At 51.4% G+C, this 319-nt stretch carries 1 tRNA gene; it reads right to left on the minus strand.

Features of this window, described 5'->3' with window-relative positions:
- Window positions 1-21: 21 nt before the first annotated feature.
- Window positions 22-97 (minus strand) — tRNA-Glu (locus AACQ43_RS22150).
- Window positions 98-319 lie beyond the last annotated feature (222 nt).

Raw genomic sequence — 319 nt, forward strand, 5'->3', positions numbered from 1 at the left:
TTCTTTTAGCAAGAAGAGAAGTGGCGTCCCCTAGGGGATTCGAACCCCTGTTACCGCCGTGAAAGGGCGGTGTCCTAGGCCTCTAGACGAAGGGGACCCGGATTTGTCTTTGCGCTTGCGCGCAGGTGATTGGGTAACAGCTCGCGCCATTATTCACATCCCAACACCCAACAAAAGGGCTTCTCTCGTTTGGCGTTAGCCAAACAAGCACTGATGCTTGCGCATCAGGTCTTTGCTCTAACTACTTTGAATCAAGGCAATCTGTGTGAACACTCAACAACTTCGTCATCTTAAGGTAAGGAGGTGATCCAACCCCAGG

The sequence above is a fragment of the Aeromonas sp. DNRA1 genome (assembly GCF_963888745.1).
Classification (GTDB): domain Bacteria; phylum Pseudomonadota; class Gammaproteobacteria; order Enterobacterales; family Aeromonadaceae; genus Aeromonas; species Aeromonas hydrophila.